At 63.5% G+C, this 3,446-nt stretch carries 3 protein-coding genes; 2 read left to right on the top strand and 1 reads right to left on the bottom strand.

Features of this window, described 5'->3' with window-relative positions:
• Window positions 1-995 (bottom strand): PLP-dependent aminotransferase family protein (locus tag EOA60_RS24540; RefSeq protein WP_164899505.1); only part of this gene is annotated, 995 nt, incomplete at its 3' end.
• Window positions 996-1,299: 304 nt separating this feature from the next.
• Here EOA60_RS24540 and pgi point away from each other — a divergent pair.
• Together pgi and EOA60_RS24530 are read left to right on the top strand one after the other, a co-directional pair.
• Window positions 1,300-2,943 carry a glucose-6-phosphate isomerase gene (gene pgi, locus EOA60_RS24535; protein WP_095824277.1) on the top strand — a complete coding sequence of 548 codons (1,644 nt, stop codon included), beginning with the start codon at window positions 1,300-1,302 and terminating at the stop codon, window positions 2,941-2,943.
• Between the two features lie 5 nt (window positions 2,944-2,948).
• A partial coding sequence (locus tag EOA60_RS24530) for an HAD family hydrolase (RefSeq protein WP_164899504.1) occupies window positions 2,949-3,446 on the top strand: 498 nt, incomplete at its 3' end.

Here is a 3,446-nt window from a genome sequence, read left to right as displayed (position 1 = left end):
ACATAGATGACGCGGCCCGAGCGATCGAGGCTCTTCAGCGCCTGCTGCGGCGCCTCGTCGAGAAGCTGGCTGTCATAGCCGTCCTCGATGATGATCTGGTTGTTGCGGTTGGCGCGCGCCAGCAAATCCTGCCGCCGCTCGGCGGACAACGGCACCATCGTCGGGCAATGATGGCTGGGCGTGACGAAGACAAAGCCGGAATCGCTGGGAATCGTCGAGGTCACGATGCCCGACTGGTCGACCGGGACCGGGTGGATATCTGCGCCGGCGAGCCGGAAGATCGAGCGGGCATCCGGATAGCCGGGGTCTTCCATTGCCACCTTCGAGCCCTTGGTCATCAACAGCGAGGCGAGCATATAGAGCGCGTTCTGCGCGCCCAGGGTCACGATGATCTCGTCCGGATTGGCGAAGATGCCGCGGCGCGGCAAAAGCCGGGCCTGGATCTGCTCGATGAGCAGCGGATCGTCCCGGTCGACCATGTCGGATGCCCAGTTGCGGATCTCCAGCACCGCGAGCGCCATGCGGTTGCACTCGCGCCATTCCGCGGTCGGAAACAGCGCCGGATCGAACTGGCCGTAGACGAACGGGTAGGAGGACTTGATCCAGTTGTCGTGCTTGGCCGGCGGCGGCATGTCGCTGGCGGCGATCTGCCGACGCGCCTTCCAGTCGATCTCATTCTGCTGGTCGGGCGCCTTCTGGTGCGGCTTGGCGGGGGTGGCCAGCACTTCAGGGTTGACGAAGTGGCCGCGCCGCTCGCGCGCCACAAGAAAACCTTGGTCGACCAGCTGCTGGAAGGCAAGCACCACCGTGCCGCGGGCAACGCCCAGTTTTTCCGCCAGAATCCGACAGGATGGCAGCGGCATCGAAGCGGCGATCTGCCGGTCGAGGATGGCTGCGACGATCGCCTGGCGGATCTGTGCCTGGAGAGTTTGTCCGGATTCGGCCGAAATCCGGAACAGGCCGGACCATATGGCCGTGTCATTGCGCTGTGGCATGGGAGATCATCCTCGGATGGCCAGCTGTTTTCACTTGGCTGGACCAGTCGAGTGTAGGGGTGGCACAAGGGGTTGCGCCAATCAATTTTTCTGATCGCTGGGATTTATGCCAGTGATCCATTGGTCACGAAAGGGGCGCGTCCGCCAGAGAAGCGGATGTTGCGGGGCATCATAAAAGCGTGATGCAGTGCGTCACTGCCGCGCTTGAACGAAACGGAAATCCGGCTCAATACAATGTCGCGACGACACGCGCCGGAAACATCGGGCCTGTTAAAATGGTCTAAAAACCCGCCAGGAGCCACCATTGGATCAGTCAGCCTTCGACAAGCAGGTCACCGCCCTGCGTGAGCAGCGCGCGGCAGCCAAGGGCACGATGCGCGAAGCCTTCGCCGCCGATCCCAAGCGCTTCGAGAAATTCTCCGCCACAGATGGCGATCTTCTGCTCGACTGGTCGAAATGCGCGGTCGACGCCGACACGATGGCAATGCTGGAGACGCTCGCCGGCGCCGCCGACCTCGAAGGTCGACGCGCCGCGATGTTCGAAGGCAAGAAGATCAACATCACCGAAAACCGCGCCGTGCTGCACACGGCGCTGCGCAATTTGACCGGCAAGAGCGTCGTGGTCGATGGCCAGGACACCAAGGCCGATGTGATCGCCGTGCTCGACGCAATGGGCGCCTTCGCTGATGCGATTCGCTCCGGCGAGGCGGCCGGCGCCACCGGCAAGAAGATCACCGACATCGTCAATATCGGCATTGGCGGCTCGGATCTTGGCCCGGCGATGGTGACGTTGGCGCTCGCTCCCTACCATGACGGCCCGCGTGCGCATTATGTCTCCAATGTCGACGGCGCCCACATCCACGACACGCTGAAGGGCCTGTCTCCCGAGACGACTTTGTTCATCATCGCCTCCAAGACCTTCACCACTGTCGAGACGATGACCAATGCCGAGACGGCGCGCAGATGGGTGGAAAAGGCGCTGGGCAAGCAAGCGATCGGCAAGCATTTCGCCGCCGTCTCGACCGCGCTCGACCTAGTGGCCAAGTTCGGCATCGCCTCCGACCGCGTCTTCGGTTTCTGGGACTGGGTCGGCGGCCGCTACTCGGTCTGGAGCGCCATCGGCCTGCCGGTGATGATCGCCATCGGCCTGCGCAATTTCCGCGCCTTCCTCGACGGCGCGCATGAGATGGACGAGCATTTCCGCTCGGCCCCCCTGCAGGAGAACCTGCCTGTTTTGCTGGGGCTGATCGGCTGGTGGCACCGCGTCGTCTGCAAATACCCGGCCCGCGCCGTCATTCCATACGATCAGCGCCTGTCGCGCCTGCCGGCCTATCTGCAGCAGCTCGATATGGAATCGAACGGCAAGAGCGTGACACTGGACGGCGGCCCGGTGACGACGCCGACCGGCCCGCTGGTCTGGGGCGAGCCCGGTACCAACGGCCAGCACGCCTTTTTCCAGCTTTTGCACCAGGGCACCGATTTCATCCCGGTCGAGTTTCTTGCCGCAGCCGTCAGCCACGAGCCCGAGCTGAAGACCCACCACGATCTCTTGCTTGCCAATTGCCTGGCGCAGTCGGAAGCCTTCATGAAGGGCCGCACGCTGGAAGAGGCGCGCGCGCAGATGCTGGCCAAGGGCATGAAGCCCGCCGATGTCGATCGCATCGCGCCGCATCGCGTCTTTTCGGGCAACCGTCCGTCGCTCACCATCCTCTACCGCAAGCTTGATCCGCGCACGCTCGGTCGCCTGATCGCGCTCTATGAGCATCGCGTCTTCGTCGAGGGCACGCTGTTCAACATCAACTCGTTCGACCAGTGGGGTGTCGAACTCGGCAAGGAACTGGCGACAGGCCTGCTGCCTGTCGTGGAAGGCAAGGAGACTGCCGCAAAACGCGACGCCTCGACTGCCGGATTGGTGGCTCATATCCACCAATTGCGTGGCGCGGAGTAAACGGATTGGCGGATATCAAGGGAATTCTGTTCGACAAGGACGGCACGCTTGTCGACTTCAACGCTACCTGGCTCGGCATTGCCGACTTCATGGCCATGGACGCCGCCGAAGGCGATCGCTGGAAAGCCGACAGGTTGCTCGCCGCCGCCGGCTTCGATTTCGTCAGCAAGCGCTTCAAGCCCGATTCGATCTTTGCCTCGGGCTCGAACATGGACGTCGTCGAGCTCTGGTTCCCGCGCCTGTCGGAGGAGGACCAGATGCTGGCCGTCGCCCGCTTCAACGAGATCACTTCGGTTCAGGGCTCGTCGATGGCTGTCGCGCTGCCCGGTATCGTCGAATCGCTGCGGGCGCTGCACAAGCGATCCTTTCGGCTGGGCGTCGCCACCAACGATTCCACCAGCGGCGCCGAGAAGACGCTCGCCACGCTCGGTGTCGCGCAGCTCTTCGACGCCGCCTTCGGCTATGATGCGGTCGCGAACCCGAAGCCCGCGCCCGACACGGTC

It is taken from the genome of Mesorhizobium sp. M1A.F.Ca.IN.020.06.1.1, assembly GCF_004023265.1.
GTDB lineage: Bacteria > Pseudomonadota > Alphaproteobacteria > Rhizobiales > Rhizobiaceae > Mesorhizobium.
Note: the sequence above shows the minus strand (reverse complement) of the source record. Positions and strands in the feature narration are given on the sequence as shown.